This window comes from Amycolatopsis sp. cmx-11-51, from assembly GCF_047608665.1.
Taxonomy (GTDB): Bacteria; Actinomycetota; Actinomycetes; order Mycobacteriales; family Pseudonocardiaceae; genus Amycolatopsis.
In genome coordinates this window covers 125,327-148,737 of record NZ_JADNQO010000007.1, presented here as the reverse complement: position 1 = coordinate 148,737, position 23,411 = coordinate 125,327, and the positions used below count along the sequence as shown (strand labels likewise).

Here is a 23,411-nt window from a genome sequence, read left to right as displayed (position 1 = left end):
AAAGTGGCTTTCGCGACACACCCCATCCCCAGATCTCACGAAAGGAAGCTCCACTCGCATCCGGTTCCTTGATCGCCGCCGCTCATCGAAAGGATCGCCACAGCTATGTCCTTGAAACGACGACTAAGCGTGCTCGTCACGTCGATGGTCACGGCTTTGACAGGCGTCGCGCTACCGGTGCAGGCCGCACCGGAGCACGAAGCGGCGACGGTGCTCGTGTTCTCCAAAACCGCGGGCTTCCGCCACGATTCGATCCCCACGGGGATCCTGGCGATCAAGGAACTGGGTGCGCGAAACCACTTCGGGGTGGAAGCCACCGAGGACGCGGCGGTCTTCACCGACGCGAACCTCAAGCGCTTCAACGCGGTGGTCTGGCTTTCCACCACCGGTGACGTGCTGAACGCGGACCAGCAGGCCGCGTTCGAGCGGTACGTGAAGGGAGGCGGCGGGTATGTGGGCGTGCACGCCGCCTCCGACACCGAATACGACTGGCCCTGGTACGGCGACCTGGTCGGGGCGTATTTCAAGTCCCATCCGCGGATCCAGAAGGCGAACGTCAAGGTCGAGGACCACGACCACGTGTCCACTGTGGATCTGCCGGAGACCTGGCCGCGTACCGATGAGTGGTACAACTATCGTGAGAACCCGCGGAGCAAGGTCAACGTCCTGGCCAGCCTGGACGAGAAGAGCTACCAGCCCGGCGACGGCGCGATGGGCGACCACCCGATCGCCTGGTGCCACGAGAACTCCGGCGGCCGCTCCTGGTACACCGGCGGCGGGCACACCAAGGAGTCCTACACCGAACCCGCGTTCCGCTCGCACCTCGTGGGTGGCATCAAATACGCCACCAAGCTGAGCAAGGCGGGTTGCGCCAAGCAGGCGGAGGCGGATCCGGTGGACGCGGACTTCGACCAGATCACCCTCGCCAAGGGCGAGGAGAAGACCGGTGAGCCGATCGCGCTTTCCGTGCTGCCCAACCGCGACGTCCTGCACACCTCACGTGACGGCCGCGTCTGGTACACCAGCTCGTCGGCGACGACCAAGCCGGCCGCCACGATCCCGGTCTACCACCACGACGAGGACGGTCTCCAGGGCGTCGCCATCGACCCGGACTTCGCGAAGAACCGCTGGGTCTACCTGTATTACGCGCCCAAGCTGAACACTCCGGCCGGTGACGCGCCGGAGAACGGCACCCCGGCCGACTTCGCGCCGTTCAAGGGTTACAACCAGCTCTCGCGGTTCAAGCTCGATACCGACAACAACCTGGATCTCGCGAGCGAGCAGAAGATCCTCCAGGTCCCGGCCGAACGCGGCATCTGCTGCCACGCCGGCGGCGAGATCGACTTCGACGCGCAGGGCAACCTGTATCTGTCCACAGGGGACGATTCCAACCCATTCTCCTCGGACGGTTTCACCCCGATCGACGAACGCGCCGACCGTAACCCGTTCTACGACGCGCAGCGCAGCTCCGGCAACACCAACGATCTGCGCGGCAAGGTGCTGCGGATCAAGGTCGACGCCAAGGGCAAGTACACCGTGCCCAAGGGCAACCTCTTCGCGAAGGGCAAGCCCAAGACCAAGCCCGAGATCTACGCGATGGGCTTCCGTAACCCGTTCCGGTTCGCCGTGGACCGCAAGACCGGCTGGATCCACCTCGCCGACTACGGACCCGACGCCGGTGCGGCCGACCCCAAGCGCGGCCCGGGTGGCACGGTCGAGTTCAACCTGATCAAGAAACCGGGCAACTTCGGCTGGCCGTACTGCATCGGGGACAACCAGCCGTTCATCGACTACGACTTCGCCACGAAGCAGTCCGGTGCCGCCTTCGACTGCGCCAAGCCGAAGAACACCAGCCCGCGCAACACCGGGCTGACCGACCTGCCCCCGGTCGAGAAGACGTGGATTCCCTACGACGGCGGTTCGCTGCCCGAGTTCGGTACCGGCCCCGAATCGCCGATGGGTGGTCCGGTCTACCAGTACGACGCGAAGAACCCGTCGCAGACGAAGTTCCCGGAGTACTTCAACGGCAAGACCTTCGCCTACGAATGGGAACGCGGCTGGATCAAGGAGATCGCCGTCGGCAAGAACGGTGAACGCGGTGCCATCAAGCCGTTCTTCGACTCGATGGACCTGGTCCGCCCGATGAACATCGAATTCGGCCCGGACGGCGCGATGTACGTCCTCGACTACGGCACCGGATACTTCGGCGGCTCCAAGGAATCCGCGGTCTACCGCGTCGACTACACCAAAGGCAGGCGGACACCCGTCGTCAGGGTGGCCGCGGACAAGACGTCCGGCCAGGCGCCGCTGACCGTCGGGTTCGACCCGGCCGGGACGAACGATCCCGACGGAGGAGCGCTGACCTACGCCTGGGACTTCGACGGGAACGGCACGACCGACTCCACCGAAGCGGCCCCGGTTTCCCACACCTACCCCGCGAACGGCCAGTACACGGCGAAGCTTTCGGTCACCGACCCCACCGGTCTGACCGGCTCGGCGAGTGTGGTGGTCACCGTCGGCAACACCGCGCCGGTGGTCACGCTCAAGACCCCGGTCAACGGCAGCGTGTTCAGCTTCGGGGACAAGGTCCCGTTCAAGGTCGAGGTGATCGACGCCGAGGACAACCCGATCGACTGCGCCAAGGTGACCGTCGAATACATCCTCGGCCACGAGGGGCACGGACATCCGCTGAGCCGCGCGACCGGCTGTGAAGGCACCATCGCCACCCCCGCCGACGAAGGCCACGGCGCGGACGCCAACGTGTTCGGCGTCATCAACGCCAGCTACACCGACAACGGCGGAAGCGGTGTCCCGGCGCTGACCGGCGAGGCGGAATCCTTGCTGCAGCCCAAGGTGAAGCAGGCGGAGTTCTACACCCGGTCCAGCGGGATCGAGGTCGTCGGACACGACGGCGCCAGTGGCGGCAAACGCGTCGGCCACATCGAAGCCGGTGACTGGATCGAATTCGACCCGGTGAACCTCGTGGGTGTCAGCGGCATCGGCTACCGAGTCTCCTCCGGTGGGGACGGCGGCACGATCGAGGTCCGCTCGGGTGCGGTGGACGGTCCGCTGGTGCAGACGGTCACCGTCGCCAACACCGGCGGCTGGGACACCTACGCCGACATCTCGCCCGCCGCGATCACCGACCCCGGTGGGACCGGCCCGCTGTACCTCGTGTTCCGCGGTTCGGGCACCGGAAGTTTGTTCGACCTGGACGCGATCACCTTCGAGCAATCTGTGAGCGGAGCTGAGGTGAATTCGAAGGGGTGACCATACGCGTGAACCCACTGCGACATCTATGGCGGTTTCACCACCAGATAGAGAAGGAGAACTGATGAGCCGTCCGATCACCCTGTTCACCGGCCAGTGGGCGGATCTCCCGTTCACCGAGGTGTGCAGGCTGGCCAGCGAATGGGGCTACGACGGCCTTGAGATCGCGTGTTCCGGCGACCACTTCGAGGTCGACCGCGCACTGTCCGAAGAGGACTATGTGCCAAAGCGACAGAAGCTGCTCGCCGAGCACGGCCTCAAGGTGTGGGCCATTTCCAACCACCTCGTCGGCCAGGCCATCTGCGACGACCCCATCGACGAACGCCACCGGGCCATAATTCCTTCTCGGGTGTGGGGCGACGGTGAACCGGAAGGCGTCCGGCAGCGGGCCGCGATGGAAATGGCCGACACCGCCCGTGCGGCGGCGAAACTCGGGGTGGACACGGTGATCGGCTTCACCGGTTCGAAGACGTGGAAGTACGTCGCGATGTTCCCGCCGGTGTCGCAGGCGGTCATCGACGACGGCTATGCCGACTTCGCCGACCGGTGGAACCCGATCCTCGACGTCTTCGACGAGGTCGGTGTGCGGTTCGCGCACGAGGTGCATCCCTCGGAGATCGCTTACGACTACTGGACGACAAAGCGTGCGCTCGAAGCTGTCGGTAACCGTCCGGCGTTCGGGCTGAATTGGGATCCTTCGCATTTCATCTGGCAGGACCTCGACCCGGTCGGCTTCATCCTCGATTTCGCCGACCGGATCTACCACGTGGACTGCAAGGACACCAGGAAGCGGTTCGACGGACGGAACGGACGGCTCGGCTCACATCTCCCCTGGGGAGACCCCCGACGCGGCTGGGACTTCGTTTCGACCGGGCACGGCGATGTGCCGTGGGAGGACTGTTTCCGGGCACTGAATTCGATCGGCTACGCCGGTCCGATCTCGGTGGAGTGGGAAGACGCCGGCATGGACCGGCTCCGGGGCGCGGCGGAAGCCGTGACCTATCTGCGGGGGCTCCTGTTCGACAAGCCGTCGGCGGCCTTCGACGCGGCTTTCAGCAACCAGAAGTGAGGGCGGTTTCATGTGCGGTGAAGAAGCTGAGCGGTTCCACTCTCGACGGTCACTCCTCCGAGGTGCCGCGACGGCGGCGGTCGCGGTCGGCGCGGCGGTAGCCCTGCCGGGGCTCGCGCACGCCACGACCGAGGTGGAGACACAAGGGCACGGACACGGTCATGGCCACGGCCGTGTCCCGGTCGACAAGATCAGCATCCAGCTCTACTCCCTGCGCGCCGCGCTGGAGGCCGATCTACCGGGCACCCTGTCCGCGTTGGCGGACATCGGCTACCGGAAGGTCGAACTGGCCGGGACCTACGGCCGTACGGCCAAGGAGTTCCGCGGCCTGCTCGACAAGAACCGCATCCGGGCGACGTCCACGCACATCGGCATCGACGGCGATCTCGACAAGACCATCGCGGACGCGAAGGTCCTCGGGAACACCCGCGCCAATGTGCCGTGGGCGAACTTCGACACCATCGACGGCTGGAAGCAGTTCGCCGGACGGATGGACACGGCGGCACGGAAGTTCCGCCGGGCCGGGATCCCACTCGGGTACCACAACCACGCGCACGAGTTCACGCCCATCGGCGGCGTGCGCCCGTACGACGTGCTCACCAGGAACACGAACCCGCGTCACGTGCACTTGGAGATCGACCTGTTCTGGGCGGTGGAAGGCGGCGTCGACCCGATTTCCCTGTACCGCCGACACTTCCCGCGCGTGGTCCAGTACCACGTCAAGGACCGGACGGCGGACGGGAAGATGGTCGACCCCGGCCAGGGTGTCATCGACTTCCCGCGCATCTTCCGGAACACCCGCGCGAACGTGGGCGAGTACATCGTCGAGCACGACAACCCCACGGATCCCCTGAGCACCGCCCAGACCGGATTCACCTATCTCCGCAACGTCCGCTTCTGACTGGGGACTCCACAATGGACAAGCACAAACGCGGGTTGTCCCGCAGATCGATGCTCGCGGGTACCGCGGCCGGGGTCATCGCCCCGGTCGTGGTGTCGGCCGGCGCCGGTTCGTCACCCGCCGCCGCGGCCGGGATGACCCGCAACATCACGGTGTACGCCGACTACGTTCCCGGTTCGACCCGGGTCGGTTACGGGCTCGAGCCCGGTAAACCGACGATCCCCGGGCCCCTCCTGGAGTGCTACGAGGGCGACACGCTGGTGATCGAACTGGTCAACAACACCGACCAGCGGCTTTCGATTCACCCGCACGGCGTCAACTACGACACCAAGTCGGACGGCTCGCCGTTCAACGATTCGTTCAACAAGCCGTACGAGACCAAGACCTACACCTGGAAGACGCGGACGGCTTACCAGGCGGCCAACGGTTTCTGGATGCCCGGCAGCGCGGGGTACTGGCACTACCACGACCACGCGTTCGGCGGCGACCACGGCACCACGGGCCTGATGAAGGGGCTCTACGGCGGTCTGATCGTGCGCAAACGCGGGGATCTGCTGCCCAGCAAGCAGTTCACCGTGGTGTTCACCGAGATGTGGGTCAACCACCAGATCGCCCCGAACACCCCGATCTTCGAGGCGAACCTCGGCGAGCGCGTCGAGTTCCTCTGCATCGGGCACGGCAACCTGATGCACACCTTCCACCTGCACGCGCACCGCTGGGCGGACACCCGCACCGGCATGCTCACCAGCGCGACCGACAACGCCCCGATCCTCGACAACAAGACCCTGGACCCCGGTAACTCCTTCGGGTTCCAGGTGATCGCCGGTGACGGCGTCGGGCCGGGCGCGTGGATGTACCACTGCCACGTCCAGCAGCACTCGGACGACGGCATGTCCGGGGTATTCCTGGTCCGCAACGCCGACGGCGGGATGCCCGCGGGCGCGCAGGAGGCGATCGACCGCTTCAAAGGACATCAACACGGCACCACGGCCAAGCCGGACGCCACCGGCGCCTCGGCCCATCACCACTAGACTTGAAAGGAGCGAGATCTTGAGACGAAACGTTTCGCAACGCCGGCTCCGCAGACGGTCACTGGCCGCGTTGGCGGTCGGGGCCGTGGTCACCGCGGGACTTCCGCTGGCCATCGCACCGGTGACCGCACAGGCCGCCACGAACGTCCCGATCAACGTCCTGGTCTTCCACGGCACCGCCGCGGACCAGAAGGACCCCGTCCTGCGCGCCACGGACGCGATCGCGAGCCTTGGCCAGTCGAACGGGATCTCCGTGTCGTCCTCTTCGGACCCCGCGGTGTTCACGCAGGCCAACCTCGCGAAGTACCGCGGCGTCGTCTTCCTTTCCGCGCAGGGCATCACGCTCAACCGCGACCAGGAAAGCTCGCTGCAGAACTACATGAAGGCGGGCGGCGGTTTCCTCGGCCTGTCCGACGCCGCTCGTGCGCAGGACGGTTCGCAGTGGTTCTCCGGGCTGATCGGAGCGCGTCCGGTGGGGGCTCGTCCCACCCCGGAGGTGGTCGCCGCGGTCACCGCGAGCGCGGAGAACGCGCCCAACGAGGGCAAGGAGAAACTGGCCGACAACAACGAGAACACCAAGTGGCTGGCCTTCACGAACACCGCTTGGATCGCCTACAAGCTGGCCGCGCCGGTCGCGGTGAGCAGCTACGCGCTCGTCTCGGCGAACGACTTCGCCGGTCGTGACCCGAAGAGCTGGACCCTGCAGGGTTCCCACGACGGGGCCACCTGGACCGATCTGGACACCCGAACCAACGAGGCGTTCGCCGACCGGTTCCAGAGCCGTACGTTCACCTTCGCCAACACCACGGCGTACGCGAACTATCGGCTCAACATCACCGCCAACGCCGGGGAATCGGCCACCCAGCTGGCCGACTTCAAGTTGTTCAAGGACAACTCGACCACCCCGCCGCCGCCCGAACCCGACCCGGCGCAGGCCACGGTCGACGTCCTCGACAAGGCGAACCCGGCCACCGCGGGCCTGCCGCAGAAGTGGATCCGCACCGACCGGTGGCTCAACTGGGAGGTCAACCCGGTCGGCACCGTGCACACCGTGGCGCAGGTCGAGGAATCGACCTACAAGCCGGGAGTCGGCGCCAACGGCGCCTTCCACCCGGTCTCGTGGTGCCGTGACTACGACGGTGGCCGTTCCTTCTACACCGGGATGGGCCGGACCGAGGCGAGCTACGGCGAGGCCCAGTTCCGCAGCCACCTCCTCGGCGCACTGAAGTGGACCACCGGCATGGTGCGCGGGGACTGTAAAGCGGGCATCGCGGCCAACTACAAGGTCGAACGCCTGACCGCGAAGAACCAGGCGGGCCAGCTCGACCAGATCGGCGAGCCGCACGGGCTGACCATCGCCGCGAGCGGCCGGGTGTTCTACATCGGCCGCGCGGCCTGCCCGACCGGTTTCGTGGAAAGCTGGGACGACCCGAACGTCGGCCTCGGCTGCGGCACGGTCCACCAGTGGGACCCGGTCACCAAGAAGGCGAAGCTGCTCACCACGTTGAAGGTGATGGGCAACCGCGGCAACACCAGCGAAATGATCAAGAACGAGGAAGGCCTCCTCGGGCTCATGCTGGACCCGAAGTTCAGCGAGAACGGGTTCATGTACGCCTACTGGATGCCGCACGAGTCGATCGACCGCGACAAGCGGATCGGCAAGCGCACGGTCTCGCGGTTCACCTACGACCTGAAGAACCAGACGCTGGACCAGGCGACCCGCAAGGACCTGCTCTCGTGGGACGTCCAGATCCACAGCTGCTGCCATGCCGGTGGCGGCATGGACTTCGACAAGGACGGAAATCTTTACATCGGTTCTGGTGACAGCAACTCGTCGCAGGGGTCCAACGGGTACTCCGGCAACAACTGGACCCAGGAATACAAGGGCGTCTCGTTCCAGGACGCACGCCGCACCGCCGGTAACACCAACGACCTCAACGGGAAGATCCTGCGGATCCACCCGGAGGCCGACGGCACGTACACCAACCCGGCTGGCAACCTGTTTCCCGAGGCGAACGACCCCGGAAACAAGACCAGGCCCGAGATCTACGTGATGGGCGTGCGGAACATCTCGCGTCTGCAAGTCGACAAGAAGACCAACTGGCTGACCGCCGCGTGGGTCGGACCGGACGCGTCCTCGCCGAGCCCGGAACTCGGCCCGGCGAAGTACGAGACCGCCACGATCATCACCGAGGCAGGCAACCACGGCTGGCCGTACTGCATGGGCAACAAGCAGCCGTACCGTGACCGCAGCAGCACCGACGCCGCGGTCCTCACCGGCTGGTACGACTGCGACAACCCGGTCAACACCTCGCCACGCAACACCGGCCTGGTGAACCTGCCGCCGGTCAAGAAGAACATGATCTGGTACTCGCCGGACGGCGGCGGGCCGGTGTTCCCCAACCGTCCCAACAGCTCCGTCCCGACGTACAACGCGGCCGAGGCCACCTACACGCAGCCCTACCTCAAGGGCGGCGGCCAGGCGGTCATGACCGGGCCGACGTACCACCGCGACCTGGTCAACACCAACAGCGGTGTCGCGTGGCCGTCGTACTGGAACGACAAATGGTTCATCGGTGACCAGAGCAACGGCCAGAACCGGATCGCGGTCACCGTCGACCCGAACGGCGTCCCGAAGCAGGATCCGCCGTTGTTCGCCGAAACGGTGCGGCAGATCCTTCCGACCGGCGGTGGTGACCAAAAACTGCAGAGCTGGATGGACGCCAAGTTCGGGCCGGACGGCGCGCTGTACGCGCTCGACTACGGCAACGGGTTCTTCACCCTGGACGCCAACCAGAAGCTGCTGAAGATCAGCTACACCGGCGGCGAGGCGACCCCGTCCGCGACGGCGATGTCGACCATGGTGCAGAACAAGCCGCTCACCGCGGCCTTCACCGGGTCGAAGTCCGGCGGCGTCTCCTACCGGTGGGAATTCGGCGACGGCACGATCTCGACGCAGGCCGACCCGCGGCACACCTACCCGCGCACCGGGCTCTACACCGCGAAGCTGACCGTGACCTACGCGGACGGCGAGACGGTGACCACACGGAATTCGGTGAGTGTCGGGTGCTTCGTCGCCGATTCCGGTGCCACGGTGACCATCGGTGACACCGATACCGGGGTGGCCAACCGGAACGCGGGCGGCGGGTGCAAGGTCGACGACTTGATCGACGACGAGAGCACGTGGACCTCCCACGCCGGTTTCGTCAACCACGTCACGCAGGCCGTGGACCGGCTCGGTGACCTCGGGGTGCTGAACTCGGCCGAGTCGGACAAGATCAACGCGACGGCCGCCGCGTCGCCCATCGGCAACAAGGGCGTCACCGGCTACGACGCGATCTACGACGGCACGGCGGAATCGTTCCGCAACTGGTCGCAGGCGCCGTCCGGGCAGTTCGCCATCCAGCCGGACGGGTCACTGCGACCGTCCGGTGGGCTGGGGATGCTGTGGTACTCGGCACGGCAGTTCGGCAACTTCTCGGTGAAGCTGCAGTTCAAGGACATCGCGCCGACGGGCAGTGCCAACAGTGGTGTCTTCGTCCGGTTCCCGGACCCGCGGACCCCGCTGGAGCAGCGTCCGCCGGGCAGCTGCGGCACCGTCGGTTCGGCGAAGACGTCGCAGGCCTGGGTCGCGATCTACTGTGGACACGAGGTCCAGTTGTACGACGGGGCCACCGGTGAACCGCAGAAGACGGGGTCGATCTACAACTTCGATCCTCGGCCGCTGGACCAGGCCGGCGTGAAGCCGAAGGGGACCTGGAACGAGTACGAGGTCAAGGTCGTCGGGCAGAAGTACACGATCAGTCGCAACGGCGTCGTGATCAACGAGTTCGAGAACGCGCCGGGGATCAACTCGTCGCGGGCGGGCGACCCGTCGACCGACTTCCGGCAGTTCGTCAGCGGGTTCATCGGTCTGCAGAACCACGGTGACAACGACCTGATGGAGTTCCGCAACATCCGGGTGCGGCAGCTGTAGCCAAGATCGGCCGGGCGCGACCTCCCTCGCGCCCGGCCGGTCTCCCTGTACGGAAGGTTTCCCTGCGATGTCCCCACGAAATCTCGCTGTGGCCGTCCTGGTCACGGCGTTCGCCTTACTGGGCCTGGCGTTGCCGGGCTCCTCCGCACCCGCCTCCGCCGCCCCGGTCCAGACCCTGGAATGGACCGCGGGCGACAGCACCGACCACTACCTCAGCGCGCCTGCCACCGCGGTGGCAGGCGAGACCACGATCCTGTTCAAGAACACCGAAGCCCTCGGCTCGACGATGTCGCACTCGCTGACGTTCGACACGTCGACACCGGGCTACAACCACGACGTCATTCTGAACATCTTCGCCAACCCTTACGACGAGCAGAACGGCGAGCACGAAGCGACCGTGACGCTCACGCCCGGGAAGTACCGGTTCTACTGCACGGTGCAGGGGCACAGCAAAATGTTCGGCGAGCTCGTCGTCACCGACGGCGGGGGCGTCGACACCACGCCGCCGACCGTGACCGCCAACGTCACCGGCACCAAGGACACGGCGGGCAACTACGTCGGTTCCGCGACGGTGAACCTGGCCGCTTCGGACAGCCAGTCCGGGGTGGACAAGGTCGAGTACCAGCTCGACGGCGGTGCCTGGACCGCGTACACGGCGCCCGTGGTGGTCTCCGCGGCCGGTTCGCACATGGTCCACTATCGCGCTTCGGACAAGGTCGGGAACGTTTCACCCGAAGGGATGTCGTCGTTCAGCGTCGTCGCAGGCCAGCCCGGTGACAAGACGCCGCCGACGGTGACCTCCGAGGTGACCGGGAACAAGGACGGTGCGGGGAACTACCTCGACACCGCCACCGTGAAGCTCACCGCCACCGATGCCGGAACCGGTGTGGACAAGGTCGAGTACAAAGTGGACGATGGCGCCTGGACCGCGTACACCGCGCCGGTCGCTGTTTCCGCGCCCGGTATGCACATGCTGCACTACAAGGCTTCGGACAAGGCAGGCAACGTCTCGCCGGAAGGCATGGCGCATTTCACGGTGGTCAGCAGTGACACCACCGCGCCGACCGTGACCTCAGCGGTGACCGGGAACAAGGACGCTAACGGCGACTACGTCGGCAAGGCGACCGTGACACTGACGGCCACGGACGCCGGTTCGGGCGTCGGCAAGGTCGAGTACAAATTGGACGGTGGCCCGTGGCTGACGTACTCGGCGCCGCTCGCGCTGACCGTCGTCGGCGCCCACACGGTGAACTACCGCGCGACCGACAAGGCAGGCAACGTCTCGCCGGAAGGCGCGGCGACGTTCACCATCGTCGAAGGCGACGACAGCACCGCGCCGATCGTTTCCGTGGTGGTGAGCGGTGACCTGGACGGAAGCTGGTCGTACATCGAGGACGCGACCATCAACCTGACCGCGACGGACACCGGGTCCGGTGTGGACAAGATCGAGTACAAACTGGACGGTGGGGCCTGGACGGGGTACACCGCGCCGGTCAAATCGACCGCGCTCGGCACGCACACCCTGACCTACCGTGCTTCGGACAAGGCGGGCAACGTCTCGGCGGAACAGGGTGGCGCGTTCACCATCGTCGCCGCGCCGCCGGGCCCGGACGCGTGCCCGGACTCCGACGTCCGCGACACGGTGATCCTCGGCACGGCGGACAGCCAGGTCGAGAACCGCGACACCGGCAACGGCTGCACGATCAACGACGTGCTCGACGACGAGTCGGACTACTCGTCGAACGACCAGTTCGTGACCTACGTGCGGGCGGTGACCCAGGAACTCCTCGACGGCGAGGCCATCTCGTCCGACGAGCGGAACCTGATCGTCACGGCGGCGATCGACTCCGGCATCGGCGGCTCGACCGCTGAACCGCAGAAGCGGCCGGAGACGAAGAACCCCGGTATGAAGAAAGTCGTGAAGACGCCGATCAGGGACGTCTGAGCGAAGGACCTGCTACGCAAGTAGTCCTCTAGTTGCGATCAGGGTTGCGATCCCGAGGTCCGTGAAGGCCTCCCTGAGGGACCCAGAGTCTCTCAAGGAGGCCTTCACGGACCCGCCACCTGACAAGACACCTTTAGCGTTCAGCCCCCACCACCGGTAACGACATGATCGGCGAAACCCTGGCGACCGCGTTCGAGGAGCAGCGTGGTCGCCTGGTGGCGGTGGCCCACCGGATGCTCGGGTCGCGGGCGGACGCCGAGGACGCCGTCCAGGAAGCCTGGCTGCGGCTGGCCCGCCAGGACGACGGCACGATCGACAACCTCGCACTGTGGATCGTCGCCGCTCTTCTGGCGGTCATGTATCTCGTGTCCGGCGTCGGGAAACTGTTCATTCCGCGGGAAAAGATCGCCGGAGTGGCGTCCGGCGCGGGCTGGGTGCTGGACTTCGGCCCTGGCGCGGTGAAGGCCATCGGGGCGATCGAGATCGCGGGTGCCGTCGGCCTGATCCTGCCCGCGCTGCTCGACATCGCCCCGGTGCTGGTGCCGCTGGCCGCGCTCGGGCTGGCTACCTCGCGCTGTGCGCCTTCGTGGCCATCGGCCGTGCCTGACTCCGGGAGTACGTGAAGGCTCAGGGGCCAGGCAAAGTCGCGGAGTTGCTGGTGGTAGTCCGGGCTTGACATTTCTGGTCCCTGCAAGGGTCGAGCGGGGAAGATTCGGGACGGTGAACGTCCGAAATCTTCCCCGCTCGGGCGTGTGCCGTAGAGGGCATGTCCCTGAACCTCTGCTGGTCAGCTTCGCGACCGGTGTGATCCCGCGACGATGGAGGAATGGGGACACTCGACGTCCCCATTCCTCCATCGTCAGCTCGCGCAGCGACGAAGAGGAAGGGGTCCTTCATGTACTCAGAGCATCAGGACTTCTGCTTCGAGCGTCCGAGGATGCGACGGCGTCCGTGGCCGTTGGTGCGTTCCTCGTGCAGTTCCTTCAGCGACAGCATCATCGCGTCTTCCTGCTTCATCAGCGGATCGTTGCGCAGGTCCTTCCAGACCGACGCGCACAGCCCGACCATCACGAACACGAACGGCACCGCGATCAGGATGGTGAGGTTCTGCAGACCGGTCAGCGCCTTGTTCCCGCCGACCAGCAGCATCACCGCCGCGACGGCGCCCATCAGCACGCCCCAGAAGATGACGACACCCTTCTTCGGATGCACGCTTCCGCGCTGGGACAAGGTGCCCATCACCACCGACGCCGCGTCCGCACCGGAGACGAAGAAGATGGACACCAGGATCATCACCAGGATCGCGATCGGGATGAACCACGGCAGTGTCTCGAGCAGTTCGAACGTCGCCGACTGGGCGCTGCCCGCGCCCGCGATGTCCGTCCCCGCCCGCTGCCTGCTGATCGCCGCGCCGCCGAAGATCGCGAACCAGATCAGGCTCACGACGCTCGGGATGGCGATGACGCCGAAGATGAACTGCCGGATGGTGCGGCCGCGGGAGATCCGCGCGATGAACATGCCGACGAAGGGCGTCCACGAGATCCACCACGCCCAGTAGAAGACCGTCCAGCCACCGAGCCAGGTCTGCATCTCGTCGCCACCGGTCATCCCGGTGCGGCCGGACATCTCGGCCAGTTCGCGGAAGTAGTCGCCGATCGCGCCCGGCACGATGTTGAGGATCAGCACGGTCGGTCCGACCACCAGCACGAACACCGCGAGCACCGCGGCGAGCACCATGTTGATGTTGGACAGCCACTGGATCCCCTTGGCCACCCCGGACACCGCCGACGCGATGAAGGCGATGGTGAGGATGGCGATGATCGCGACCAGCAGGCCCTTGCCGGGGTCGTCGATCCAGCCGACGGCGCCCATGCCGCCGCCGACCTGGAGCGCGCCGAGGCCGAGGGACGCGGCCGAACCGAACAGGGTGGCGAAGATCGCCATGATGTCGATCGCCTTGCCCAGCGGGCCTTCGGTGCGCCGCTTGCCGATCAGCGGCGCGAACACCGAACTGATCAGCTGGGTGCGGCCCTTGCGGAAGGTGCTGTAGGCGATCGCGAGACCGACGACGGCGTAGATCGCCCACGGGTGCACGGTCCAGTGGAACAACGTCGTGGCCATCGCGGTGTGGACGGCTTCGTCGGAATTCGGGGCCGCGGTGCCAGGGGGCGGGCTCGCGAGGTGGGAGACCGGCTCGTACACGCCGAAGAACATCAGGCCGATGCCCATCCCGGCGCTGAACATCATCGCGATCCACGACGAAGTCCGGAATTCGGGCAGTTCCTTGTCCCCGCCCAGCGGAATCCGGCCGTAGCGACTTATGGCCAGACAGACCGCGAAGACCACGAAACCGCTCGCGGTGAGGACGAAAGCCCAGCCACCGTAAGGGATCACGGCGTCGTTGAGGAGGGTCGACGCGACATTCGCGAGGCTCTCCGGCGCGAGGACGCCCCAGACGATGATCGCGAGCGCGAGGGCCGCCGCCACCCCGAAAACGGTCCGATCGGTCTCGGCGGGTCGTTCGGAGGCGAGGTCGAGGGGGACGTGCTCATCGGGCGTGTGCCCGGGACCTGTCGTATCCGGGGCGTTGGCGAGGTCTGTCGCGGTCCCCGCGACAACTTCTTCCGCTTGTTTACCGTCCTGCGAACTCATGTTCAGCCACGCGCCGATGACAGCGCGATCTCCTTCCGCCTTAGTCAACCCGTTTGCATCACTGCACCCTAACCAGAAAACTGGTAACCGGCAGGAAATACGGACCAAGAGGTTTAAACCCGTGATTGTGGGTCTGACCTCGACGGATGTCGGTCTGGTTCACGGTCTCGGCGGGGAAGTGTCGCTCGCGACACCGGCGGTCAGGAGATCGTGCGGAGTGTCTCGCGAAGTGCCCTGCTGAACTGCGGTTCTTCGGCGAGGCTTTCCGCGCATCCCTCGGATTCGACGCCCGCCACCCCACGGGCGCCCACCGGGAGCGAAACGCCCCCACCTCACGATCGGCGGGGCGAGGTGGTCACGACGGGTTTCAGACCGCGGCGCCGCCCCTCCAGAAGGGGTGACCGAGCGGGTCGCCACCGGCGGCGGTCGGACGGCCCTGCCGCGTGTGATTGCGCTCAAGCAGGTAGGTGACGAGGGCGATGAAGGCGAGGGTGACGATGATTGCGGTCATGGCAGTAAGTTTGCGCCACTGGATATCCTGCCAAAAGTGGCAGTTCTGTCGTTGTGCGTCAAGATCCTGCCAGCTATGCTCCGGCCATGCTGAAGAGCGTCGCCGTAGTGCTGCTGGACAACTTCGCCCCCTTCGAGTTCGGCGTCGTCTGCGAGGTGTTCGGCTACGACCGCACCGATGACGGAGTGCCACTGCTCGACTTCCGTGTCTGCGGGGAGCGAGCGGGAGAACCGCTCAGTCTCGGCCACGGCGTCAAGGTGACCCCGGAACACGGTCTCGAAGCGACCGAGGGCGCGGACCTCGTCGTCGTTCCCGCCTGCGACGTGCGCGACGAGTACCCGGCCGCGGTGCTCGAAGCGCTTCGCGCGGCTTCGGCGCGGGGAGCCACTTTGCTTTCGGTTTGCAGCGGCGTGTTCGTGCTGGGTGCCGCCGGCCTGCTCGACGGGCGCCGGTGCACGAACCACTGGCGGCACAGCGCCGGGTTCCGGAAGCGGTTCCCGCTGGCCCGCCTCGACCCGGATGTCCTCTTCGTCGACGATGGCGACATCATCACCAGTGCGGGGACGGCCGCCGGTATCGACGCCTGCCTGCATTTGGTCCGGCGCGAACTGGGGTCCGCCGCGGCCACCGCGATCGCCCGGCGCATGGTGGTGCCGCCGCAGCGTGAGGGCGGGCAGCGGCAGTTCGTCGAGGTGCCGATCCCGGAGAGTGCCGGCGACAGCCTTCAGCCCGTGCTCACCTGGATGCTCGACACCATCGACCGTGAGCATCTCGTCGCCGATCTCGCTCGCCGCGTGCAGATGTCCGAGCGCACCTTCGCCCGCAAGTTCGTCGCCGAGACGGGCACCACGCCGCACCGGTGGCTTTCGACGCAGCGAGTGCTGCACGCGAGGTCCCTGCTGGAGGAGACGACGATGGGCATCGACGAGGTCGCACGCCACTGCGGGTTCGGTTCGGGTGCCCTGCTGCGTCACCATTTCCACAAGGTCGTCGGTGTTTCCCCGCAGGACTACCGCCGGACCTTCGCACCGCAGCGCGTCTGATCCACAGAGGACGATCAGAGGGCGAACACGGTGACGTATTCCGCGTCTCGCACGACGTAGCCGAACCGTGCGCGGAGTTCGCGGACGACCGCGCGCATATGCTCGGCGCCGTAGACCACGCCGATCGTCCCGGGCTCTTGGTGTCGCCGCTCATGCAGTCCGGCCAACGCGTCCACGAGGAGTTTGTCGCGGCTGCCGCTGATCAGGTCGTCGAATTCGGGCATGGCCTCGGCGGATTCGACCCAGGAATCGTCTTCGTCGTCGACGGTCAGGAACCGCGCCAGCATCCCGCGGGTGCCGAAGCCACGCAGGAACACCCCCAGTGTCGGAGCCAGGACGGACATCATCAGCCTGTCGCCGAGCGGGACGCGTCGCCAGTCCTCGGCGAAACCCGGGCCGTCGAGGTCCGGGCGGACGGTCGGCGCGGTGAAGGTGTCCGCCTTCAGGTCCTGCACCACCAGTCCGAGTCGCTTGTTCCGTGCCGCGAGCCGGTAGCTCGCGGTCAGCCGCGACACCGGCCTCGCGTCGCCGACGCCCTCGGCCACCACCACGTCGCATTCGTTCGCTTGCCGCCGCACGGCGTCGAAGTAGGCCTGCGTACCGATGTGCACCATGGGGAACAGCCGGAACTCGAGCGCCGATCCCTTGGCGCGCAACGTCAGAACCACGGCGCGGACACCCAATTCGTTCGCGACGACGATCTCCATGGCCACCACCTCCCGTGCTGGGAGAACGCGCGACCGGGCCGGAAGGTTGCCGTGTGCCTCAGGCGGGACGACGTCCGACGGCTTCCGAGATGTCGTGAGCCAGTACGGCGGCGCCTTCGGTGAACCCGTTGATGAGGATCTTCTTGCCATCGGTGAGCCTGACGAGACAGCCGACATCGCCGCCGAGGGCCCTGGCGAGGATGTTGTTCTTGGTGTGGTCGATGACCGCCTCGACCTCGTTCCACGGCACGACGGTGGTCGACCTGCTCCAGGTGTGCACGAATCCCCGCTCGTACAGGGTGAAGGTCTCGCCCCGTTTGCTGATCGCGTGCCAGCAGGCCCAGGCGCCCATCAGCATCAGCCCCAGCCCGCCGCCGATGACGACGCCGAGGACCGTCTCCCCGCCGGAGGCCCCCGCTTGCTGTCCCATCAGGAACAGGACGACTCCGACGATGGCGATCGGTGCGCCGATCGCCATCGCGGCCAGACCCCGCAGCGCGCGGCTACGGGAATTCGTCTCGAAGCGTTCGATGCAGGCGCCCAGTTCGGTCACGCGCGGAACGCTAACGGCGAGCGCGGGGACCGGTCCCTAGTCCTTCGGCGCCTTGGTGAAGAAACCGAGCGACTGGGCGAGGGCCGCGCCGCCGACCAGCACGGCGATGGGCAGGGTCTTGACCCAGAAGGCGTCCGCATCGAGCGAGACCAGCAGCGCGATCATCCCGCCCGCCAGCACCGCCAAGACGAGCATTCCCAGCGCGACGCGAGGCTTCGAGACCATTTGTCCTCCAAAGTGGGTCGAAGGAGCAAGTTTCGCGACGGCTCAGCCGCGGAACGAGGTCATTTTTGCCGCTTCGGACTCGTCGCCGCGCGGAGCGTGTGCCTCTCCGGTGCTTCGCCGATCAGTGCAGGGCCGATCAGTGCAGGGCCGATCGAGTTTGCGCGGCGACCGAAGCCAGGCGTACGATCAGGGCAGTCGTACAGGACGAACGCCCTAGGAGGCGGAGGTGGCAGGCTCCCCGGCCGCGGAACGTGGTCAGGCCGTGCGGCGGCGGTTGCTGGAGGCCGCGGTCGAACTGGTACCGGAACGAGGCTGGTCCGCGGTCAGCACCCGGATCCTGGCCGAACGCGCCGGGGTCACGCCGAGCGTCGTGCACTACCACTTCCTTTCGTTGCGGGCGTTGCTGATCGAGGGCGTGCTGGGAGCGATGCGCGAGGTCGCCGGTGCCTTCGAGCCTTTGCTGGAAACCATCGACACGCCCGCGGCCGCGGTGGACGCGCTGCTGGCGTCGGTCGGCGAGTACACCGGGGTCGATCCGATGTCGTTGCTGTTCGCCGAGGCCTATCTGACCGCGACTCGCGATGAGGCCTTGCGCCAGGGCATCCAGGAGATCCTCACCGGTTTGCGTACCCGGTTCGGCGGTTGGCTTGCTGAGCGTGGAGTGGCCGACGCCGACGGTACCGCGGCGGTGCTCTTCGCCGCGGTGGACGGGCTTTTGCTGCATCGCGCGCTCGAACCGGAGGCCGATCGCGATGTCACTGTGGCTGTCCTCCGTCGACTGGTCAGCTGAACTCGAAAGGGAAGAACTCTGATGAAGGTGGCGATCTGCGGTGCCGGTATCACCGGTCTGGCACTGGCGCACCGGCTCGCGGCGCGGGACGTCGAGGTCGTGGTGCTCGAGCGTGCCGAGGGCCCTCGGGAACAGGGCTACATGATCGACTTCTTCGGGCCGGGTTTCGACGCGGTCGAGGAGATGGGCCTGCTTCCTCAGGTCGAAGCCGTGGCGTACCGGGTGAATGAAGCGAGTCTGCTGGATGAGCGAGGCCACCGCCGGGCGGCGATCGACTACGGCCGGTTCGCCAAGTCCGTTGGCGGCAGGCTGTGCAGCATCATGCGGCCGGATCTGGAACGAGTGCTGCGTACGACACTGCCGTCCACAGTGGACGTCCGGTTCGGCGCCGGGGTCTCGGAAGTCGAGGATCTCGGCGACCGGGTGCGGATCACGCTCGCGGGCGGCGAGGCGCTCGAAGCCGATCTGCTGGTCGGCGCCGACGGGATCCATTCGACCGTGCGGCGGCTGGTTTTCGGTGACGAGAGCCGGTTCGTGCGCTATCTCGGATTCCACACGGCGGCGTTCGTCTTCGAGGACGAAGAGATCCGTGCGCGGGTGGGGGAGCGGTTCTGCCTGACCGACACCGTCGGGGCGCAGATGGGCTTCTACGGTCTCCGCGACGGCAAGATCGCGGCGTTCGCCGTGCACCGCGCGCCGGATCCGTCCCTGCCGGGCGATGCTCGGGCGGCGTTGCACGCGACCTACGGTTCGCTCGGCTGGGCGGCGCCGAAGGCGCTCGATCTTTGCCCGCCCGCCGAGGAGGTGTACTACGACCAGGTCGCGCAGGTCGACATGCCGTCGTGGAGCCGCGGCCGGGTCGTTCTCGTCGGCGATGCCTGCTACGCCGTCTCACTTCTCGCTGGTCAAGGCGCTTCTCTGGGCATCGCGGGCGCGTTCGTGCTGGCCGAACAGCTCGCCCGGACGTCCTCGATCGAGACCGCGTTCACGGAATACGAAAAGCTGGTCCGTCCCGTGGTGACCGAGAAGCAGCAGGTCGCCCGCCGGGGAGCCCGCTGGTTCCTGCCCGCGAATCGGCTCGTGCTCCAGGCGCGCCGCGTTTTCCTTCGGCTGGCACGGCTCCCGGGCCTCGAACGCCCGCTCGCAGCCGCTGTCACGGGTAAGTCGACGGCACTGGTGACGAATCTGAAGCGAACACGTCAGAACAACATGAAAACCGTTCGATGACGGAAGGTGAAGCCACGCCCTCATCGGCGCACGACGATGAGTCCCTGAACAAGACAACCTACCCATAGATCGCGCCCCCGGGGCCCGCTATCGGGTGGTGGTCCGTAAAAGCCTCCTTCCCTACTTTCAGGGCAGGGCTCCGGCAAAGTCGCGCAATTGCCGTTTCGGTGTCGCGAAAGCCACTTTCGGGACCTCTGGTGTCGCGAGAGTGGCTTTCGCGACACCGGGGGGGCGGCCGCGCTTGACGTCTGAGTCACGTTTGGTCGGGGGTGGGTAAGTCGGGTGGGGGCGGATCGGTAGTTGCTTGCCCACGTGTGGTCAGGCCGACGGCGCGGGGCCTCGGGTCTTGATTGACGGAGGATGGGGGACATCCGACGTCCCCGATCCTCCGTTGATCATGGTCAACTCGGTCGAGTGGGGAGGATGACACCGTTTTCAGCCAGTAGGCAAAACGGGTCGGGCAGAAACCGAATCGCCACTCACGACGCGCTTGACCAGCTCTGCGACTCTGCCAGGACCCTACTTTCAGGGTAGGGAAGGAGGTTTTCACGGAGTACGAGGTGACCCCACGCTACCTTCGGCCAAGCGGCGAGGACGCTCCTAAGCCCTGAAACACAAGGTGCCCCACTGGAACCCCGCCCCGATCGCCGACACCACGAAAGTGTCACCCTGCCGCACCGAGCCCTCCGAGAAACCCTTGTGCAGCACGGTGAACACGCCCGCCGAACCGGTGTTGCCGAGCCGGTCGACGGTGATCGGCGCACGGTCTCGCGGCACACCGAGTTTGTCCATCGCCGCCCACAAGATGTTCAGATTGGCCTGGTGGAGGAAGAAGTGGCGCACGTCGTCCACCGACAACCCGGCCTGCCCGGTGGCGTTCAGGACGCTGTCCGGCAGGCATCGGGTGGCGGTGTCCCAGACGGCCCGGCCGTTCATCTTGAGGTAGTGCCGTTTTTCCTCGAACGTCGTCGCGCCGGCGGGTTGCCGCGAGCCGCCGGCCGGGATCTCGACGTCGTAGGACAATTCGGCGCCGAAGTCCCAGCCGAGCAGTCCGGTGCCGGGTGTCGTCGCCGGGGTCAGTACGGCGGCGCCCGCGGCGTCACCGAAGAAGACCCTGGTGGTGCGGTCTTCCGGATCGGTCACCCGGGACGCGCAGTCGGCCGCGATCACCAGGACCCGTTCCGCGGCGCCGGTCCGCACCAGCAAGGAACCGAGGAACAGCGCTTGGACGCCGTTCGCGCAGGCGGCCTGGGTGATGTCGAAGGTGAGTGCCCGGTACGCGCCGAGGGCCTCCTTGACGATCAGGGCCGTCGAGGGCAAGGGCTGGTCGTAGGTGTAGGTCGCGACGATGATCGCGTCGACGTCCCTCGCGGCGCACCCCGCCGCCGCGAGCGCGGGATGGGCGGCGGCCACGCACATGTCCGAAGTAGCGAGATCCGGGGCCAGCCAACGGCGTTCGCGGATCCCGGTGCGGTGGACGATCCACTCGTCGGAGGTGTCGAGCGTTTCGGTGAGCCGGCGGTTGGTGACGATGTCCGGTGGCAGGTGGACGCCGGTGCCGGCGATCCGCACGGGCAGCGAGGTCACGTGACCGTGCTCCGCTCCGGGCTGAGCTGGCGGTCGAGGTCGGTGTAGAACCGGCCGGACGCGCACGGCAGGTCGAGCAGGATGCGCCGCGCGGCCTCACCGCAGAGTGCGCCGCCGAGGGCGACCCCCGAAGCCAGCTGCGGCCAGCTGCTCAGCGTGCGACCGAGTTCGCCGAAGGAGGCGGCCAGTTCCGGGCTGATCCGGTCGGCGTCGACCATGGCCAGGATCAGTTCGACCTTCTCCTGATGGTCCAGGTCGGCGACGTCCACGGACTTGATGTCGCCGAGCAGGCCGTGCAGCAACGGCCGGTCCGGCTCGAGGTCGAAGCGTTCGACGTCGAGCATGCCGCGGTCGTTGCAGTCCATGACCACCGGGATGCGCAGGTCGCGGGCGTATTCGCGGGCCGCGACCTTGATCCACGGGGTGTCGCACTCCTCGATCAGGAGGTCGATCGTGCCCTGTCCGCCGGTGAAGAACGCCTCGATGTTGTCCTCGGTCAGGCCGCCCTGGTGGATCTCGATGTCGAGGTACGGGTCGATCTCGAACATCTGGCGCGCGGACAGGACCGCTTTGTTGACCCCGAGTTCGTGCACGCCCGCGCGCAGCCGGTTCAGGTTCGAGAGACTGAAGTCGTCGAAGTCCGCCAAGGCGTAGGCGCCGCCGATGCCTTCGAGCGCGAACGTGAGCGCCGCGCTGTTGCCCACCGAGAGACCGATGATCCCGATCCTCTTGCCGAGCAGGCGGCGCTGTTCCGGCCGGTCGACCTTGCCGCGGTTGCGATCCGTGCGCACCAGCCGGAACTCGTCGCGCGGCAGGACGTGCACGAGCCGCCGCGACCACGGGTACCAGACCCAGGTGCCGTACTCCCAGTCCGCCGCCCCGGCGAGTTGTTCCCGTTTCCTGGCCCCGATTTCGGCCGTGTCCCGGCACGACGGTTCGCGGCTGCGGACCAGTTCGGCGAGTTGCTCGTCGATGGTGTCGTGGACTTCGCGGACGTCGCCGGAGGCCAGTAACGCCGTCAGGACCGAAAAATCCGCCGGGTCGCGGGGTTCGAGCAGCGTCGGCCGCCACAGGTCGCGATCGGGTGCGGAGATATCGGTGAGCGCGGCGGGTACGGGCCTGCCCGATGATGACCCGGCGGCGAGGGAGGCCGGAGCCGAAGCGGCGGCCTGCGGGAATTCGTCCCGCAGCCTGCTGACGAGATCGTGGTGCCGCCCGGCGCCGTCGGCGACGCGGTGGAACATGATCACGACGTCTTCGGTGTATCGCTCGACATAGCGCCGGGTTCCCGGCATCCCGCGAAAGCCGAACTGTTCGTGGAAACGGTCCTGGCCGTCCTTCGTCCCCGACGTGCCGATCATGGCCCGGGCACCGAGATGGTGCGCGGCACCGATCGCGAGCGCGTTGAGGTACTGCCCGAGTCCGAGCTTCCGGGACCGATGTTCGACGACGAGCCTGCTGTGCTCGAAGACGTGACGGGGCTCGACGCCCTGTGCGGCGAGCAATTCCTCGTACCTTTCGGTGCCGAGGTAGGCCCGTGACTGGAAGCTGTCGCCGGTGGCGGGGGTGGAGAGCCGGATGTAGCCGAGCGGCGGGCCGTCCGGATGCTGCCGGGCGATGAAGTGCCAGGCCCCGAAGTCGAGGTCCTGGTCGTCGGCGTGCGAACCGTCCGCCTGCCGGAAGGCCGGACGACGGCCGCGGTCGAACAGGATCCGGGCCCGGAGTTCGCGCACGGAGTCGAGCAGGCAGGCGTCGGCCCCGAGGAACGCGGCGACGATCCACGGGTGGTTGAGATCCGTCAAGTGGTGCCTTTTCTGAGGAAGATGCCGGAGTTCGGCGAGAGAATCGTGGGATTGGTCCGGAAATTCGGAGAAAATCGAAGGGTTCCGGACAAACGAGACTGTAGCAGCGAGTTGATCGTCCA

At 66.8% G+C, this 23,411-nt stretch carries 17 protein-coding genes and 1 pseudogene; 11 read left to right on the top strand and 7 right to left on the bottom strand.

Annotated elements, in window-relative coordinates; all coding sequences use genetic code 11:
- The first annotated feature begins 144 nt into the window (after nt 1-144).
- The 8 genes and pseudogenes from ACM6LU_RS24105 (at nt 145) to ACM6LU_RS24070 (ending at nt 12,815) form a co-directional block, all read left to right on the top strand.
- On the top strand, nt 145-3,270 hold the full coding sequence (locus ACM6LU_RS24105) for a ThuA domain-containing protein (RefSeq protein WP_414940197.1): 3,126 nt from the start codon (nt 145-147) through the stop codon (nt 3,268-3,270).
- A gap of 64 nt (nt 3,271-3,334) precedes the next feature.
- Complete coding sequence (locus ACM6LU_RS24100) at nt 3,335-4,339, top strand: sugar phosphate isomerase/epimerase family protein (protein WP_414940021.1); 1,005 nt, start codon at nt 3,335-3,337, stop codon at nt 4,337-4,339.
- A gap of 10 nt (nt 4,340-4,349) precedes the next feature.
- Nucleotides 4,350-5,240 carry a sugar phosphate isomerase/epimerase family protein gene (locus tag ACM6LU_RS24095; RefSeq protein WP_414940020.1) on the top strand — a complete coding sequence of 297 codons (891 nt, stop codon included), beginning with the start codon at nt 4,350-4,352 and terminating at the stop codon, nt 5,238-5,240.
- Between the two features lie 14 nt (nt 5,241-5,254).
- Complete coding sequence (locus ACM6LU_RS24090) at nt 5,255-6,271, top strand: multicopper oxidase domain-containing protein (protein ID WP_414940019.1); 1,017 nt, start codon at nt 5,255-5,257, stop codon at nt 6,269-6,271.
- A gap of 19 nt (nt 6,272-6,290) precedes the next feature.
- Nucleotides 6,291-10,247 (top strand): ThuA domain-containing protein, encoded by a 3,957-nt coding sequence (locus ACM6LU_RS24085; protein ID WP_414940018.1) that lies wholly within the window; start codon nt 6,291-6,293, stop codon nt 10,245-10,247.
- A gap of 67 nt (nt 10,248-10,314) precedes the next feature.
- Entirely contained in the window at nt 10,315-12,192 is a 1,878-nt protein-coding gene (locus ACM6LU_RS24080) for an OmpL47-type beta-barrel domain-containing protein (RefSeq protein WP_414940017.1), read from the top strand.
- Between the two features lie 164 nt (nt 12,193-12,356).
- Nucleotides 12,357-12,539, top strand: a pseudogene (locus ACM6LU_RS24075) (sigma factor); the annotation flags it as partial.
- 9 nt (nt 12,540-12,548) lie between these two features.
- A complete protein-coding gene (locus ACM6LU_RS24070) occupies nt 12,549-12,815 on the top strand; it encodes a DoxX family protein (protein WP_414940196.1) in 267 nt (88 codons plus the stop codon).
- A 286-nt stretch (nt 12,816-13,101) separates the two neighbouring features.
- Here the strand turns inward: ACM6LU_RS24070 and ACM6LU_RS24065 are convergent, their stop codons facing one another.
- Both ACM6LU_RS24065 and ACM6LU_RS24060 read right to left on the bottom strand, forming a co-directional pair.
- Nucleotides 13,102-14,844 carry a BCCT family transporter gene (locus tag ACM6LU_RS24065; RefSeq protein ID WP_414940016.1) on the bottom strand — a complete coding sequence of 581 codons (1,743 nt, stop codon included), beginning with the start codon at nt 14,842-14,844 and terminating at the stop codon, nt 13,102-13,104.
- 367 nt (nt 14,845-15,211) lie between these two features.
- A complete protein-coding gene (locus tag ACM6LU_RS24060) occupies nt 15,212-15,355 on the bottom strand; it encodes a hypothetical protein (protein ID WP_414940015.1) in 144 nt (47 codons plus the stop codon).
- Between the two features lie 86 nt (nt 15,356-15,441).
- Between ACM6LU_RS24060 and ACM6LU_RS24055 the strand changes: the two genes are divergently transcribed.
- Nucleotides 15,442-16,398, top strand: a complete 957-nt coding sequence (locus tag ACM6LU_RS24055; protein ID WP_414940014.1) for a GlxA family transcriptional regulator — start codon at nt 15,442-15,444, stop codon at nt 16,396-16,398.
- 14 nt (nt 16,399-16,412) lie between these two features.
- On the opposite strand, the gene ACM6LU_RS24050 is transcribed toward ACM6LU_RS24055, so the two are convergent.
- Genes ACM6LU_RS24050 through ACM6LU_RS24040 form a run of 3 tightly spaced genes read right to left on the bottom strand, consistent with a single transcriptional unit; the run spans nt 16,413 to nt 17,883 of the window.
- On the bottom strand, nt 16,413-17,105 hold the full coding sequence (locus ACM6LU_RS24050; RefSeq protein WP_414940013.1) for a hypothetical protein: 693 nt from the start codon (nt 17,103-17,105) through the stop codon (nt 16,413-16,415).
- Between the two features lie 58 nt (nt 17,106-17,163).
- Nucleotides 17,164-17,658 carry a hypothetical protein gene (locus tag ACM6LU_RS24045; RefSeq protein WP_414940012.1) on the bottom strand — a complete coding sequence of 165 codons (495 nt, stop codon included), beginning with the start codon at nt 17,656-17,658 and terminating at the stop codon, nt 17,164-17,166.
- A gap of 36 nt (nt 17,659-17,694) precedes the next feature.
- The gene (locus ACM6LU_RS24040) at nt 17,695-17,883 is read right to left on the bottom strand and encodes a hypothetical protein (RefSeq protein WP_414940011.1); all 189 of its coding nucleotides are present in this window, start codon (nt 17,881-17,883) and stop codon (nt 17,695-17,697) included.
- Nucleotides 17,884-18,109: 226 nt separating this feature from the next.
- On the opposite strand from ACM6LU_RS24040, the gene ACM6LU_RS24035 reads away from it, so the two are divergent.
- Together ACM6LU_RS24035 and ACM6LU_RS24030 are read left to right on the top strand one after the other, a co-directional pair.
- On the top strand, nt 18,110-18,673 hold the full coding sequence (locus ACM6LU_RS24035) for a TetR/AcrR family transcriptional regulator (protein ID WP_414940010.1): 564 nt from the start codon (nt 18,110-18,112) through the stop codon (nt 18,671-18,673).
- Nucleotides 18,674-18,694: 21 nt separating this feature from the next.
- On the top strand, nt 18,695-19,900 hold the full coding sequence (locus tag ACM6LU_RS24030; protein ID WP_414940009.1) for an FAD-dependent oxidoreductase: 1,206 nt from the start codon (nt 18,695-18,697) through the stop codon (nt 19,898-19,900).
- A 600-nt stretch (nt 19,901-20,500) separates the two neighbouring features.
- Here the strand turns inward: ACM6LU_RS24030 and ACM6LU_RS24025 are convergent.
- Together ACM6LU_RS24025 and ACM6LU_RS24020 are read right to left on the bottom strand one after the other, a co-directional pair.
- Entirely contained in the window at nt 20,501-21,487 is a 987-nt protein-coding gene (locus ACM6LU_RS24025) for a 3-oxoacyl-ACP synthase III family protein (protein WP_414940008.1), read from the bottom strand.
- Nucleotides 21,484-23,289 carry a ThiF family adenylyltransferase gene (locus ACM6LU_RS24020; RefSeq protein WP_414940007.1) on the bottom strand — a complete coding sequence of 602 codons (1,806 nt, stop codon included), beginning with the start codon at nt 23,287-23,289 and terminating at the stop codon, nt 21,484-21,486. The genes ACM6LU_RS24025 and ACM6LU_RS24020 overlap by 4 nt, the downstream gene beginning before the upstream one ends.
- Nucleotides 23,290-23,411: the final 122 nt, after the last annotated feature.